At 60.9% G+C, this 14,480-nt stretch carries 14 protein-coding genes; 13 read left to right on the top strand and 1 reads right to left on the bottom strand.

All coding sequences use genetic code 11. The features are described 5' to 3' along the window. Window positions 1-36: 36 nt before the first annotated feature. The 9 genes from PMW67_RS03380 to ffh all read left to right on the top strand — a co-directional run bounded on the left by PMW67_RS03380 (window position 37) and on the right by ffh (window position 9,485). Window positions 37-534: an ATP synthase subunit B family protein gene (locus tag PMW67_RS03380; protein ID WP_040358176.1), complete on the top strand. Its 498-nt coding sequence runs from the start codon at window positions 37-39 to the stop codon at window positions 532-534. Next, the gene (locus PMW67_RS03375; RefSeq protein WP_055309521.1) at window positions 534-1,088 is read left to right on the top strand and encodes a YceD family protein; all 555 of its coding nucleotides are present in this window, start codon (window positions 534-536) and stop codon (window positions 1,086-1,088) included. Before PMW67_RS03380 ends, PMW67_RS03375 begins: the two co-directional genes overlap by 1 nt. Before the next feature lie 64 nt (window positions 1,089-1,152). Further along, window positions 1,153-1,332 (top strand): 50S ribosomal protein L32, encoded by a 180-nt coding sequence (gene rpmF / locus PMW67_RS03370; protein ID WP_022094017.1) that lies wholly within the window; start codon window positions 1,153-1,155, stop codon window positions 1,330-1,332. Window positions 1,333-1,419: 87 nt separating this feature from the next. Then, on the top strand, window positions 1,420-2,439 hold the full coding sequence (gene plsX / locus PMW67_RS03365) for a phosphate acyltransferase PlsX (protein WP_035138131.1): 1,020 nt from the start codon (window positions 1,420-1,422) through the stop codon (window positions 2,437-2,439). Between the two features lie 124 nt (window positions 2,440-2,563). After that, window positions 2,564-2,806 (top strand): acyl carrier protein, encoded by a 243-nt coding sequence (locus PMW67_RS03360; protein ID WP_271738744.1) that lies wholly within the window; start codon window positions 2,564-2,566, stop codon window positions 2,804-2,806. Window positions 2,807-2,809: 3 nt separating this feature from the next. Next, a complete protein-coding gene (gene rnc / locus PMW67_RS03355; RefSeq protein WP_271738743.1) occupies window positions 2,810-3,535 on the top strand; it encodes a ribonuclease III in 726 nt (241 codons plus the stop codon). Between the two features lie 10 nt (window positions 3,536-3,545). Further along, window positions 3,546-7,082 carry a chromosome segregation protein SMC gene (smc, locus tag PMW67_RS03350; protein WP_271738742.1) on the top strand — a complete coding sequence of 1,179 codons (3,537 nt, stop codon included), beginning with the start codon at window positions 3,546-3,548 and terminating at the stop codon, window positions 7,080-7,082. Continuing rightward, on the top strand, window positions 7,082-7,999 hold the full coding sequence (ftsY, locus tag PMW67_RS03345) for a signal recognition particle-docking protein FtsY (protein ID WP_117798131.1): 918 nt from the start codon (window positions 7,082-7,084) through the stop codon (window positions 7,997-7,999). The genes smc and ftsY overlap by 1 nt, the downstream gene beginning before the upstream one ends. A 10-nt stretch (window positions 8,000-8,009) precedes the next feature. Continuing rightward, window positions 8,010-9,485 carry a signal recognition particle protein gene (gene ffh / locus PMW67_RS03340; protein WP_117637757.1) on the top strand — a complete coding sequence of 492 codons (1,476 nt, stop codon included), beginning with the start codon at window positions 8,010-8,012 and terminating at the stop codon, window positions 9,483-9,485. A 120-nt stretch (window positions 9,486-9,605) separates the two neighbouring features. Here ffh and PMW67_RS03335 read toward each other — a convergent pair whose 3' ends face one another. Beyond that, a complete protein-coding gene (locus tag PMW67_RS03335; protein WP_195535312.1) occupies window positions 9,606-10,370 on the bottom strand; it encodes a DUF134 domain-containing protein in 765 nt (254 codons plus the stop codon). A gap of 216 nt (window positions 10,371-10,586) precedes the next feature. Here PMW67_RS03335 and thyA point away from each other — a divergent pair, with 216 nt between their 5' ends. The 4 genes from thyA (at window position 10,587) to PMW67_RS03315 (ending at window position 14,462) form a co-directional block, all read left to right on the top strand. Continuing rightward, on the top strand, window positions 10,587-11,435 hold the full coding sequence (thyA, locus tag PMW67_RS03330; RefSeq protein ID WP_271738741.1) for a thymidylate synthase: 849 nt from the start codon (window positions 10,587-10,589) through the stop codon (window positions 11,433-11,435). Between the two features lie 9 nt (window positions 11,436-11,444). Then, a complete protein-coding gene (locus PMW67_RS03325) occupies window positions 11,445-11,963 on the top strand; it encodes a dihydrofolate reductase (protein ID WP_271738740.1) in 519 nt (172 codons plus the stop codon). Between the two features lie 109 nt (window positions 11,964-12,072). Further along, entirely contained in the window at window positions 12,073-12,987 is a 915-nt protein-coding gene (locus tag PMW67_RS03320; protein WP_271738739.1) for a TrmH family RNA methyltransferase, read from the top strand. A 125-nt stretch (window positions 12,988-13,112) separates the two neighbouring features. Continuing rightward, complete coding sequence (locus PMW67_RS03315; protein WP_271738738.1) at window positions 13,113-14,462, top strand: MATE family efflux transporter; 1,350 nt, start codon at window positions 13,113-13,115, stop codon at window positions 14,460-14,462. Window positions 14,463-14,480 lie beyond the last annotated feature (18 nt).

Raw genomic sequence — 14,480 nt, 5'->3', positions numbered from 1 at the left:
TAGCACGATGATATGTTACCTATGAAAGGAGACCGGATGCCGGGCGAGAATTTTCCTGGCGATAGGATCGTCAGCTTGGTCGATGAGCTCGAAGGGCTGATCGAGGAAGCCAAGCCGCCTTTCGGCAAGAACGCTCAGTTCAAGGTCATCGACGCCGACGTGTTCTTCAACATCCTCGACGAGATCCGCATGAGCTATCCCGAGGAGTGGCAGAAGTCCCGCCGTATCCTTAAGGAGCGCGAGGAGCTTATGGCTTCCGCCGCCGCTCAGGCCGATTCCATCATCGCCGACGCTCAGCAGCAGGCCCTCACCATTGCCGGTGAGCAGGAGATCGTCCGCTTGGCACAGCAGCAGGCCGACGACATCCGCGATCGTGCCCAGCAGTACGAGCGCGAGACGCGTTATGCTGCCGAGGACTACGCAGAGCAGGTCTTTACGCACCTGGAGGAGAATCTCAAGAGCCTGACCGGCACCGTTACCCGTTGCCGTCAGCAGCTCAACGAGGGTGCCGCCCAACAGAATGGTCAGTGGTAATGGCTGAGTTCCCGAGCGTTACCGTCGATCTTTCCGAACAGCTCGAGTTTCCCGGAGATTCGTATCCGCTGACCGGCAAGGTCGATGTCGCCACCTATACGGTGGGCGAGAAGGAGTACCAGCTACAGGACGGCATCGACTACGACGTTGTCTTTACCAATGCCGGTACCGGTGTCTTGCTCACGGGCATGGTCCGCGCGCACGCCACCGGCGAGTGCGACCGTTGCCTGGAGCCTGCTTCGTTTGATATCGCCGGCGAGATCGAGGAGTTCTACCTCTTTGAGGAGCCCGAGGATCCCGAGGCCTACGAAGACGGCTACGAGCTCCTGGGCGAGGATCGCATCGTCGATCTGGGTGAGCCCATCAACGACGCGGTTGTCATGGACACGCCGTTCGTTGTCCTGTGCAAGCCCGATTGTCGCGGCCTGTGCCCCACCTGCGGTTGCAATCTCAACGTCGAGCAATGCGATTGCGCCGCTCAAGCAGAGGCCGAATGGGCCGCTGCCACGGAAAATCCATTTGCAGCATTGAAGAATCTCAAGCTTGACGAGTAAAACTGTGGTAGTATCGCTACTTGCGCGTAATCGCCACACTGGATAGTTCATAAGGAAGGTCACTATGCCCGTACCTAAACAAAAGCAGGGTCGTATCCGCACTCACACCCGCCGTTCCGCCAACATGAAGATCTCGGCTGCGGCTCAGTCCACGTGCCCCCGTTGCGGCGCTGTCAAGCTTCCGCACCACGTGTGCCCCAGCTGCGGTTTCTACAAGGACCGCGAGGTTATCGTTACCGAGTAACGGTATACTCTGGATGCGATGCCGTTCCAAATGGAACCACAATGGCCGGCTCAATGAGTCGGCCATTTTTGTATAAGGAGCATGTATATGAGTAACGTTCGCGTTTGTGTAGACGTTGTGGGCGGAGACGAGAAGCCTCAGGTTGTTCTCGATGGTATCGAGGCCGCACTTGCCGCCGATCCCGATATCGAGGTCTTGGCAGTTGGCCCCGCCGAAATCGTCAATCCCTTTGCCGCGGCCCATGCACGTGTGGAGGCTCTGGAAGCCCCTGACGTCATCGCCATGGATGACGATCCTATTCGCGCCGTGATGACCAAGCGCAAGTCCTCGATCGTGCTTGCCTGCCGCGCCATCAAAAAGGGCAACGCGGACGCGTTCTTCTCCGCCGGCTCCACCGGCGCCATGACCGCCGCTGCTACCGCATACGTGACGCCGTTTAGGTATCAGGCCGAAGGCAAGAAGCAGCCGGTGCGCCCTTGTCTGACCAATGCGTTGCCCAATCGCGCCGGCGGTCTGACGGTGCTGTGCGATATGGGCGCCAACCCCGATGTCGAGGTCGATGACATGGTGCGTTTTGCCCAGATGGGTAGCGCCTATGCCCGCGTCGTCCTGGGCATCGAACATCCTCGCGTGGGCCTGCTTGGTAACGGCACCGAGGACGAGAAGGGTTCTAACTTTACCAAGGCCTGCTTCCCTGCTATGAAGGCCGCAGTTCCGGGCTTTGTGGGCAACTGCGAAGGCACCGACCTCACCTCGGGCAATTTCGATGTCGTTGTTGCCGACGGCATGTCGGGCAATATCGCTCTCAAGGCTACCGAGGGCGCTGCCAAGTTTTTGCTGCAGGAGCTCAAGGGCGCCTTTATGGCCTCGCTCGGCACCAAGATCGCCGCGCTGCTCATCAAAAAGCAGATGCGCGAGATTAAGGCCAAGCTCTCTGGTGATGCCAAGGGCGGCGCGATTCTTTTGGGCCTGCGTGGCGTGGTCCTGATCGGCCATGGCGCCACCTCGGTCGAGGCTGTTAAAAACGGTACGCTTGCGGCGGCCGAAGCCGTGCGCGCGGGGCTGGTCGAGAACGTCGCCAACTCCATGGACGGCATCGTTTTGTAAGAGCGAGTTAGAGCGCTGTTATGTGCCTCGCGGCCTGCTTCGTGGGGTAGAATCAGAACCGTGTCTTGGTACCGCCCGGGCGGTACCATTCTTTTGGTATTCATGCACTATGAGAGGAAGCGCTATGGACCGCTCCGAAATCTTCGACAAGATCGCCGAGGTCGCTGCTGACGTTCTGGGCGTCGATGTTGCCGAAATTAGCGATGAGACCACCTTTAACGACCTCGATGCCAACTCGCTCGAGCGCCTGCAACTGGTTACGGCTATCGAGGACGAGTTCAATCTCGAGATCGATGACGAGACCCTGCTCTCGCTCAACTCTGTCGCCGACGCCGTCGACGCGATCGAAAACGCCAGGGAGGCTTAGGTCTTGGCTTTATCCGAACGACTTACGCGCGCCCAGGAGATTCTTGGCCACGAGTTCAATGACAAGGTGCTGCTGCGCGCGGCGCTTACGCATCCCTCGGCCGTCGAGGGCCAGCCGGTTTCTGCCAGCTATGAGCGCCTTGAGTTCTTGGGCGATTCCATTTTGGGCGCCGTCGTCGCCCGTTCGCTCTTTGAGTCCTATCCGGAGTTTGACGAGGGCAAGCTTACGCGCCTGAAGGTGTCGCTCGTCTCGGGTGCCACGCTGTCCGAGGTATCCCATGAGCTGGGCATCGACGACATCATCATCTTTGGTGCCTCCGAGACCGGTACCGGCACGCGCGGCCTGCACTCGGCGCTCGAGAACGTCTATGAGTCGCTCGTGGGTGCGCTGTATCTGGATGCTGGCTGGGATGCGGCGGCGGAGTTCATCCACCGTACGCTTAAGCCCCATTTGGCCTCCGAGCGTGCCGAGCATCCTGCGAACCCCAAGTCGTTTTTGCAGGAGTGCGTGCAAGCCGACGGCCACGAGCCTCCGGCGTACAAGCTCGTTGGCTCTGAAGGCCCGGCGCATGCACCGACCTTTACCGCCGTGGTGCTCATCGACGGTATTCGCCAGGGCCGCGGCACCGGTTCCTCCAAGAAGGAGGCCGAGGGAGCCGCTGCGCTCGAGGCGCTCGACCGCATGGGTTACACCACTAACGGCGTGATTCTCAACAAGAAGCCTGTTTAAGCGAGGAACCGTGTATCTCAAGTCCCTCACGCTCAAAGGGTTCAAGTCGTTTGCCGACCGCGCCCATATGACGTTTGAGCCGGGCCTAACCGTCATCGTCGGTCCCAACGGCTCGGGAAAATCGAACATCTCCGACTCGATTCTGTGGGTCCTGGGCGAGCAGAGCGCCAAGCAGCTGCGCGGCCAGGCCATGGAGGACGTCATCTTCTCGGGCTCGTCGGCGCGCAAGCCGGTGGGTGTGGCCGAGGTCACGCTGGTGCTCGATAATTCGGACCATATGTTGCCTGTCGACTTTGACGAGGTGGCTATCACCCGCCGCATGTATCGCTCGGGCGAAAGCGAGTACCTCATCAACTCGAGTCCGTGCCGCCTGATGGACATTCAGGACATCCTGCACGATTCGGGCCTGGGCAAGGATACGCATTCCATCATCAGCCAGGGCAAGCTCGATGCCATTTTGCAGAGCCGCCCCGAGGAGCGCCGTGCCCTCATCGAGGAGGCCGCCGGCATCTCCAAGCACAAGCGCCGCAAGGAGCGTGCGCTCAAAAAGATTAAGTCGATGGACGAGCACCTGACGCGTGCCCGCGACATCAATAAGGAAATTGCCCGTCAGCTGCGACCGCTGGAGCGTCAGGTCGATCGTGCGCGCAAGTACAAAGAGCTGTCCTCGCGCGCGAACGAGCTTACGCAGATGCTAGCCGTCGACGAGCTGCGTTCGCTGCAGTCGCAGTGGAACGACCTGGAGAGCCGCTCCAAGGAAGGCGCCGCCGAGCTGGAGCTTGCGCAGTACCGCATGGGCGAAAAGGAGCGCGAGCTCGAGAAGCTCCAGGTTATGCTCGAGGAAAAGGGCCTGTTTGTGGGCGACCTGGGCGAGCAGCGCCGCCATATGCAAGACGTGGTCGGCCGCATTAACTCCGATATGCGCCTGCTCGAGGAAAAGGGCCACAACATGGTGTCGCGCCTGTCCGACATGCGTGGCCAGATCTCGAGTTCCGAGCATCAGCGTCGTCGCGTGGTCGAGGAGCTCGAGGACGCGCGTGCACAGCTTGAGGAAGTGACCGGCGCGCACATGCAGGCCCAGGAGGACGTTGACGCCGCCGGACCTGCCGCCGCCGAGCTCCACGAGCGTCGCGTTGCGCTCGACAATCAGATTTCGCAGCTTACGCGTGAGCAACGCGATGTGCAGCGTCGGGCCGATAACGCGGCGCTCGAACTCGCCAAGGTGAAGGACTCGCTGAGTAACGCCGAGGTTGAGGACAACATGTACGCCTCGCGCTTGGAGCAGATCGATGAACAGCTCGAGGAGGTCACGGCCTCGCTCGAGAGCCGTCGCGACCGTGCTGAGGAGCTTGAGAGTGCCCTTGAGGCGGCTCGTCAGGCCCAGAACGATGCGCGCGAGGCCACCGAGACGGCACGCGCTGCCCTCAAGGACCTGCGTAATCGCGAGAGCGAAGCGCGCAACAAGCTGTCCGAGGTTCGCTCGGAGCTTGCCAGCCAAAAGAAGCTCGATGCCCGCATGGCAGACAGCTCGCCGCTGGTGAGCCGTCTGGTGGGCGCGCTGGGCGACGATGTTTCGGGCCGTCTGGGTGATGTGCTCGAGGCACCGCGTGAGCTCGAGGGTCTGGTTGAGCAGCTGCTCGCAGGTGATATCGATGCCCTGCTGTTCGATAACGCTGCCGCACTCGAGCGCGCCGGTCGCGCTGCCCTGGACCAGAAGAAGGCCTCGGGTGAGGCACTGCTGATGGCGCGCGGCGTGAGCGGCGGTGCTGCTGCCAATGGCGCTGCCGGTACGCGTCTGGTCGATCGTCTGTCCGTGCGCTCCGGTTATGGCCCGGTTGTCGAGGCCCTTCTCGGCGGCTATTACGTGGTCGATGACTTGGCTGCCGCGTTGGCTGCCCCTGTCGTTGACGGTGTGACCTACGTGACTCCCGATGGCGCCCGCGTGAGCTGTGGTGGTCTGGTGCGCGTGGGGCTCGATGCCGGCGAGGCTTCGGGTGCCTTGGAGCGCAAGCGCCGCATCCGTGAGCTCGAGGGCCTGGAACCCGATCTGGCTGCTGTGTTTGAGCATGTGTCGGATCAGGTCGTCGAGGCCAATGCGGCCGTTGAGGAGGCGCGTGCTGCCGAGGGCGATGCCGCCGGCGAGATCGCCCGTCTTGAGGGCGAGCGCCGCTCGCTGCTCTCCGAGATTGGCCGCCTGGAGCAAAGCGCCAACAACGCCGAGGTCGAGCGCGTGCGCATCTCCAAGCGCCGCGAGCAGGCCGCCGAGGCCGTTCGCGCTGCGCGCCCGCGCGTTGACGAACTCACCCGTTCGCGTGACGAGGCGCGTGCACAGGCAAGCGACCTGGGTCTCCAGATTGCCGAGGCCAACGATGAGCTCGATCGCGTTCGCCGTGACGATTCCGAGGCCGCCGGTAAGCTCGCCGATGCCAAGGTGCGCCTGGCCCAGACGAGCGAGCGCCTGCGTTCGCTGAAGGGCCGCGTGCCCGACCTTGAGCATCGTCTTGAGGGCATCGACCGTCGTATCCGCGGAACACGCCAGGCTTCGCGCTCGCTCGAGCTGCTGCGCCTGCGCGTCGACCCCATGCACGAACGCTATTCTGCCCTGTTGGAACGCGCATCGGATTGGGCAGAGCGCCTGCGTGACCAGGCCTCTCTGGAAGAGGCGGACTCCGCTTCGCTCAAGAAGACCATCGAGGATGCCAAGGCCGAGGTTGCCCGCGCTAAGGAGCGGGTCGATACCGCCACTGCCACGCAAAACGAGTTCAAGGTCGCACGCGGCAAGCTTGAGGTGCAGGTAGAGGCCGCCATTAAGGCCATTACCGCCGATGGCACCACGGTGCTCGAGGAAGCGCTCATGCTTCCTGCTCCCACCGACCGCGACGCCGCCGAGCGGGAGCTCAACCAGCTCGTGCGTCATATCAACAATCTGGGCCCCGTGAACCAGGTTGCCATGGAGGAGTACGAGCAGCTCAAGCGCCGCGCCGACTACATCGAGGACCAGCTGGCCGATCTGGAGAGCGCGCGCAAGGCGCTCACCAAGATCACGGTGGCCATTGATCGCAAGATGCGCAAGGCGTTTCTGGTGACGTTTGAGAAGGTCGACGCGAACTTCCGCGAGATCTTCGCCATGCTGTTCCCGGGTGGCCAGGCTCATCTTGAGATGACCGATCCCGAGCATCCTGCCGAGACGGGCATTGAGGTTGTGGCGCAGCCGCGCGGCAAGCGCATTACTAAGATGATGCTCATGTCGGGTGGCGAGAAGAGTCTGACGGCGCTCGCCCTGCTCTTTGCCGTGTACCGCACGCGCACGGTGCCGTTCTATGTGCTTGACGAGGTCGAGGCGGCGCTTGATGACGCCAACCTGTCCAAGCTCATCGGAGCCCTCGATGTGCTGCGTTCCGATACACAGCTCTTGGTCATTTCGCATCAGCGCCGTACTATGGAGGACGCTGACGTTCTCTATGGCGTCTCGATGCAAGCCGACGGCGTCAGCCGCGTCGTCTCGCAAAAACTCGATCGCGAAACCGGAAAGGTCGTGAATGCATAATGGGATTCTTTGACGCTCTCTCGCGCGGACTTGAGCGCAGCCGCGAGGCCCTCAACGAGGTCTTCTACTTTGGCGGCGAGGTCGACGAGGACTTTTGGGAGGACCTTGAGGACACCCTCGTTATGGGTGACATGGGTGCCGAGGTCGCTATTCAGGTCTCCGATGACCTGCGCGAGACGGCCGCCAAGAAGAACCTCAAGACCGCACCGCAGCTTCGTCGCGCTCTGGCCGAGCAGCTTGAGCAGCACTTTGTGCCCATCGAGCGCGATCCGTTCTCCGATACGCCGAGCTGCGTGCTGTTTGTGGGCATCAACGGTGCCGGCAAGACCACGACGGTCGGCAAGATTGCGAGCGCCATGGCTTCCCGCGGCAAGAATGTCGTGATCGGTTCGGCCGATACCTTCCGCGCCGCCGCCATCGAGCAGCTCGATGTGTGGGGTCAGCGCGCCGGTGTTCCCGTCATCAAGCGCGACCGCGGCTCCGACCCGGCGAGCGTTTGTTACGACGTGCTCGACGAGGCCGACAGGCGCGGCAGCGACCTGGTGCTTATCGACACCGCCGGTCGTCTGCATACGAGCCCCGAGCTCATGCGCGAGCTCGCCAAGGTGGTCAACGTGACGCGTAAGCGCGCCGCCAATATGGCCGCCGGCCCCATGCCGGTTTCGGTCGTGCTTGTGATCGATGCCGCCACTGGTCAGAACGGTCTGAACCAGGCGCTCGAGTTTAACGAGGCGCTGGGCCTGGACGGTATTATCATGACTAAGCTCGACGGCACGGCTAAGGGCGGTATCGCCATGGCCGTGGCCGAGAAGCTCAAGCTCCCGATCCTGCGCATCGGCGTGGGCGAGCAGGTCGATGACCTGCAGGAGTTTAACGCCAAAGATTTCTGCCGCGCCCTGGTGGGCGAGTCCAATTAAGGAGTGACTAGTGTTTGATTCTCTGAGCGATCGCCTCAACGACACATTTGACCGCCTGCGCGGCAAGGGTAAGCTGACCGAGGCCGATATCACCTCGGCCATGCGCGACATTCGCATGGCGCTGCTCGAGGCCGACGTTAACTTTAAGGTCGTTAAGGAGTTCGTTGCTAAGACCAAGGAGCGCTGCATGACCGCCGAGGTCATGGAGTCGCTGTCGCCGGCGCAAAACGTCGTCAAGATTGTGCTCGACGAGCTCACCGAGATGCTCGGCTCCACCGAGAGCAAGCTCGTTTTTAGTAACCGCATTCCTAATGTCATCATGCTCGTGGGCCTGCAGGGCTCCGGTAAGACCACGGCTGCCGTAAAGCTTGCCTACCTGCTCAAGAAGCAGGGCCGCTCGCCGCTGCTCGCCGCGTGCGACGTCTACCGTCCCGCTGCTGCCGATCAGCTTGCCACGCTCGGTGGCGAGATCGGCGTGCCGGTCTTCCGCGGCGACGGTGCGCACCCGGTCGACATCGCCAAGGGCGCCATCCAGGAGGCCGTCGACCACCTTCGTGACGTGGTGATCGTCGATACCGCCGGTCGTCTTCAGATCGACGAGCAGATGATGCAGGAGGCCGTCGACATCAAGAAGGCCGTCAAGCCCGACCAGGTGCTGATGGTCGTCGACGCCATGACCGGCCAGGATATCGTCAACGTGGTCTCGACGTTTGCCGAGCGCACCGACTTTGATGGTGTGATTATCTCCAAGCTCGACGGCGATGCTCGTGGTGGCGGCGCGCTTTCGGTGCGTCAGGTGACCGGCAAGCCCATCAAGTTTGTGAGCATGGGCGAGAAACCCGATTCGCTTGAGCCGTTCTATCCCGATCGCATGGCCAAGCGAATCTTGGGCATGGGCGACGTTGTCGGCATCATCGAGAAGGCCCAGGAGGCCGCCGATGCCGAACAGCTCGAGGCTGCCGAGCGCATGCTGCGCGAGGGCTTTACCATGAATGACATGCTCGACCAGATGAAAGCCGTCAAAAAGATGGGCGGCATGAAGGGTATCCTGGGCATGCTCCCCGGTGGCCAGCGCGCGCTCAACCAGATGGGCGGTAACCTGGACGAGGGCATCTTCGACAAGAACGAGGCCATCATCATGTCGATGACCAAGGAGGAGCGTCTGCGTCCCTCCATCATCAACGGCCAGCGTCGCGCGCGTATCGCCAAGGGCGCCGGTGTGACCCCCACCGAGGTCAATAGCCTTATGAAGCAGTGGGGCGAGATGAACAAGATGATGGGCCGCATGCGCACGATGGCCAATCAGGCACAGGCCGGCGGCAAGAAGGGCAAAAAGGGCAAGAAGGGCAAGAAGATGCGCATGCCCAATATCCCTGGGCTGGACGCTATGGGTCTGGGCGGCATGGGCGGCCTGGGTACGGGCGGTCCCAAGTCCGATATGGAGCTGCTGCGCCAGATGGAAGCGCAGATGCGCAATAAGAAATAGGGCTGTAATTCCAGCTTGATATGGCAAAGGCCACTCGGAAGTTACCGGGTGGCCTTTGTTGTTGGCTTTGATAGTTGGGCTGCGTTCAGCGTCGCGCCCCGAGCTCGCGGTGCCGTGCCGTTAGTGGCAGCCGCAACCCTCGTGGCCCTCGGGCTCGTGATGGCCGTGGCAGCTGCAGGACTCGCCATGTTCGTGGGCGTGGTCGTGGTCATGGCCGTGGCAGCTGCACGTGGCCTCGCCGTTCTGTGCGAGCGTTCCGGCGATAAGGGCCTCGACACAAGCGTCGCAGCTGCCCTGAGCTCCTGCGTACACCGTGATGCCGGCTTGGGCAAGCGCGTTGATAGCGCCACCGCCGATGCCGCCGCAGATGAGCGTGTCCACGCCACCGTTGTCGAGCAGGCCCGCAAGGGCACCGTGGCCGGTGCCGTCGGTGCCCACGACCTGCTCGTTGAGTACCTTGCCATCCTGAATGTCGTAGATCTTGAACTGCTCGCTGTGGCCAAAGTGCATAAAGATGTTGCCGTTGTCGTACGTGGTTGCCACCCTCATGGTGTCGATCTCCTTTGCTGGCCATACGGCCGTTGCCGTGGTAATGGGGGAGTACGCGATATTGCCGCCTTCGATGACGATTGCCCGTCCATTGACCAACGCGTTTGCCACCTTGCGATGCGCTCGGCTGCAAATAGCCGCCACCGTGGCGCGCGCGATGCCCATCTGCTGTGCGGCTGCCTCTTGGTTGAGGCCTTCCAGGTCGCACAGGCGCAGTACTTCGAGCTCATCGACCGTCATCTCGATGGCGTCTCCGCTGGCAAGGCCGTCGGGGGTAAAGCCGCGATATTCGGGGATGATCCCAACACGGCGTAATTTTTCGCGTCTTCCTGCCATACTCTCTCCAAATCTGACATATGTCAGTAATAGGATAGCGTGTATGCGGTTCCGCGCAAGCTTTTTTAGCATATGTCAGAAATTCAAAGTTGTTACGTCTGCGATTGTGGGGGTGCTGGCTGCCGTGCATTGCGTGTGCCGACCCAAGTGTCCAATCCGACACTGCGCGCCTGGGCTACAATTAAAATCGCTTATAGGCGACTGACAGGAGGGTCAATGAGCAAGGCTGATCAACAGTTTGTAACCATGTGCCGCGATATTCTGTACCATGGCACCACCACCGAGGGCCAAAAGGTCCGCCCGGTGTGGGAGGATGGCACTCCTGCCTATACCATTAAAAACTTTGGTGTCACGGCACGCTATGACCTACGTGAGGAGTTTCCGGCGCTTACCCTGCGTCGTACGGCCCTCAAATCTGCCATGGATGAGATCCTATGGATCTATCAAAAGAAGTCCAATAACGTGCATGACCTCAACAGCCATATTTGGGATGAGTGGGCCGACGAGACCGGCTCCATCGGCAAGGCCTACGGGTATCAGATTGGGCAGAAGAGCCATTATGCCGAGGGCGATTTCGACCAGATGGACCGCGTTCTGTACGACCTTAAGAACACGCCGTACAGCCGCCGCATTATGACGAACACCTATGTGTTTAGCGACCTGTCCGAGATGCACCTGTATCCGTGTGCCTACAGCGTGACGTATAACGTGACGCAGCGTCCGCAGGATGATAAACCGACGCTCAACATGATTCTCAACCAGCGCAGCCAGGATATTTTGGCTGCGAACAACTGGAATGTGTGCCAGTACGCCATTTTGCTGATGATGGTCGCGCAGTCGGTCGATATGATTCCCGGCGAGCTGCTGCATGTGATTGCCGATGCCCACATTTACGACCGTCATGTCGATATCGTTCGCGAGCTTATTGAGCGTCCGCAGTTTGCCGCGCCCAAGGTAACGCTCAACCCCGATGTGCATGACTTCTATGCGTTTACGACCGATGATCTGATCGTCGAGGGCTATGAGCACGGCCCTCAGGTCAAGAACATCCCCATTGCGGTGTAGGTGACGCGCATGACGTGTAAGCTTTCTGCCATTGTCGCCGTGTGTGACGACTGGGGCATTGGTTGCGAGGGCGACATGGTGGTGTCCAATCGCTCCGATATGCGCCATTTTGTGGCGTGCACCAAAGGCTGTCCGGTCATTATGGGACGCAAGACGCTGCTGAGTTTTCCCGGCGCACGGCCGCTCAAGAATCGACGCAATATCGTGCTCACGCGCGATGGGGACTTTGCTCCCATGGGCGTCGACGTGGTGCATAGCATCGACGAAGCGCTCGCCGCGGTAGCCGATGAGCCCGTTGCGTGGGTGATCGGTGGCGGCGAGGTGTATCGGCAGTTTTTGCCGTATTGCGCCGAGGCCGAGGTTACGCATGACCATTGCGTGCATGACGTGGATACGTATTTTCCCGATCTGGATGCCGATCCCGCGTGGGAGATTGCGCGGCGTGGCGGTGTTGCCACGATTGCCTCGGGCGAGGGCGACGAGGGTGTCGATTATGAGTTCGTAACGTATCGTCGCGTTGAGGCGTAAATCGTCCGGCGTGAACGGTATCATCGGATTGTTTGAATGCATGGGGCGGCGCTTAGCGTCGCCTCGTTTGGTATAGATGCGCTGTAAAGAAAGGTGCGGGCTGGCTGCTATGACTGATGCCGTTGAGGTGCTGCGAATCGATTCGCTCGAGGACGAGCGGCTTGATGCCTACGTGCGACTGACCGAGCGTGAGCTGCGCTGCGTGCTGGAGCCGCAGAAGGGCATTTTTATCGCCGAGAGTGCCAAGGTCATCGAGCGCGCGGTTCGCGCCGGATACCACCCGGTGAGCTTTCTTTTGGGCGAACGCTGGCTCGATCAGATGATGCCACTGTTTGAACGCCTGGTTGTGCGCGAGGGCGCGGGTCCGGTTCCCGTGTTCGTGGCCTCGATGGAGCTTATGGAGCAGCTGACGGGTTTTAACGTGACGCGCGGTGCGCTCGCGGCATTCCGTCGTCCACGCCAGATTCCGGTTGATGAGTTCTTGGGCGGCGTCGTCGAGGCAGCGGGGGAGCGCCCGGTGCGCGTGTGCGTGCTCGAGGGCATTGTCGACCACACCAACGTCGGCGCGATTTTCCGCTCGGCGGCTGCGCTGAACGTCGATGGCATTTTGGTGAGCCCCACTTGCTGTGACCCGCTGTACCGTCGCTCGGCCCGCGTGAGCATGGGCACAGTGTTCCAGGTGCCCTGGACGCGCATTGGCAGCGAGGCGCGCGTATGGCCGCATGATGGGCTGGCGGCGCTGCACGATGCCGGCTTTTCGTGTGCCGCCATGGCGTTGACGGATGATTCGGTGTCGCTGGACGATTCCGCGCTGCAGGAGATTGACCGCCTGGCAATCTTTATGGGCACCGAGGGTGCTGGCTTGGGCGCCAAAACCATTGCGGGCTGCGATCGCGCCGTGCGTATTCCGATGGCGCACGGGGTCGATTCGCTTAACGTGGCCGCGGCAAGTGCTGTCGCCTTTTGGCAGCTGTGCCCGCATGTGAGCAACGAGTACCACTACCAGCCGGGGCTGTATCACTAGGCAATTATTTCGCATTGGGCTCTGGTTCGGGGCGTTTCGGCCGATACCGGTCGGTGCTAAGCTGGTGTTGGCTTTGGTCTTAACTTGCCGTTTTGTTGTTTGATGTACGCTGGTGGGGAGGGCGTGTGGCTAAGAAATCTACGGCTATCGATGTGACGCAGGGTGTCATTTGGCAGCAGCTGCTTTCGCTGTGCGTCCCTATCTTCTTTAGCTCGTTTTTTCAGCAGGCTTACACGCTTATCGGTGCCTATATCGTCGGTCAGTTTGGCGGCAAGCTCGCGCTGGGTGGCATTCAAGCCACGATGGTGCTCACGGAGCTCTGCATTGGTTTTTGCGTCGGTGTGGGTGCTGGCTGTGCGGTCATTACGGGCCAGTTTTTTGGCCAGCACGATGACGAGCGCTTGAGCCGATCGGTCCATACGGCCATGACGCTCGCGCTGGTGGGCGGCATTGTCATTTCCATTCTGGGCATGGTGTTTGTCGAGCCGATGCTTGTGCTGATGAATACACCGCATGAGCTGCTGGCCGAGGGTGTGGCGTATGCCCGTTGCTACTTTGCCGCCATGTTTGCAGCGCTGCTGCTCAATATGGGGACGGCGTTGTTGCGCGCCGTGGGCGACACGCGCGGTCCGGCGGTCATTATTGCCTCCGGCTGCTTCGTTAACGTGGCGCTCGACATTCTCTTTGTCGCCGTGCTGCACATGGAAGCGCTGGGCTGCGGCATCGCGGTGGCGCTGACTATCTGCACCAATGCTACGATGATTGTGATCCGCATGATGCGCGCTCCGGGGGCGTGGCGGTTGTCGCTATTCAAACTCGGTATCGATCGCGGCATTTGCAAGAGCATGCTTTCGTGCGGTTTGCCGCTGGGCGTTCAGTCTGCGGCGTATTCGATCTCCAACGTTTTGATTCAGGTGTCGGTCAACTCGTTTGGTGCCGATGTCACCACGGCGTGGGGTCTTTCGGGCCGTTTGGATGGCATTGTCTGGATGGTTACCGAGGCGCTTGGCGTTTCGATCACCACGTTCTCGGCACAGAACTTTGGCGCGCGCAACTACGAGCGCATGCGCAAGGGCTACCATACGTCGCTTGTGCTGTCGTTTATGCTCATTGGTGGCCCGTCTGCCGTGCTACTGGTGTTCTCGGGTCCGTTGTCGCGTCTGTTTGTCGACGATGCTTCGATTTCGGCCTACACCACGACGATTCTTCATTTCATCGCGCCGTTCTACGCGATCTTCTCGATTATCGAAAACGCGTCCGGCTCCATCCGCGGCGCTGGCGTGAGCTTCCAGCCTATGATGCTCACGATTTTTGGCACCGTCGTGCTCAGGGTGATCTGGGTGTTTGCGATTATGCCGTTCGATCCGTCGCTTGAGCACCTGCTGCTGGTTTACCCCGTAACTTGGCTAATCACGGCCACGATGTTTACCATCTACCACCACAGCGGCAACTGGCTCGGCCGCGCCACCGCCTAATGATCCGAAGGGGACGGA

The organism is Collinsella aerofaciens (genome assembly GCF_028209395.1).
GTDB classification, from domain to species: Bacteria; Actinomycetota; Coriobacteriia; order Coriobacteriales; family Coriobacteriaceae; genus Collinsella; species Collinsella aerofaciens_AZ.
Note: the sequence above shows the minus strand (reverse complement) of the source record. Positions and strands in the feature narration are given on the sequence as shown.